The sequence below is a fragment of the Streptomyces milbemycinicus genome (assembly GCF_002154605.1).
Lineage (GTDB): Bacteria > Actinomycetota > Actinomycetes > Streptomycetales > Streptomycetaceae > Streptomyces > Streptomyces milbemycinicus.
Genome location: NZ_MUNE01000597.1, coordinates 506 through 941, shown reverse-complemented (window position 1 = coordinate 941; position 436 = coordinate 506). Strand labels below are relative to the sequence as shown.

1 protein-coding gene is annotated in these 436 nt (G+C 75.9%); it reads right to left on the bottom strand.

What is annotated here, in order from left to right:
• A partial coding sequence (locus tag CCN51_RS58370) for a family 4 glycosyl hydrolase (protein ID WP_483883464.1) occupies positions 1-436 on the bottom strand: 436 nt, incomplete at both ends.

Genomic DNA, 436 nt, shown 5'->3' with positions numbered 1-436 from the left:
GCCGCGGCGATCGTGGCACGTTCCACGGCCTTGAGGGTGAGCATCAGCCCGAGTTGGTCCGGCGCCACGGGCCCGGCGGCCAGCGGGCGCGCCCCGCCCGCGTCGACCAGGCAGGGGACCTCCACCACGGCGTCCGCGTCCAGACCGGGGACCGCGGTGCGGTTGCGGACGTTGAGGATCAGCGTGGCGCGCTCGTCGCGGGCGATGGCCCGCATGATGGCCAGCGCGATCCGGTCGTAGCCACCGCCGTCCAGGTCGCAGGAGTCCCGCTGCCAGCCGCCGCTCGCCTCCCGGCTCTCGGCCATGTACGTGGCCTCGCGCTCCATACGGGTGCGCTCCCACAGCTCCAGCGCCCCGGCCCCGGCGGCCCCCTCAGCCGTTCCCGCCGCCGCGGCCTCGGCGTAGAAGCCCGCCTGCTGGTCGCGGAGAAACTCGC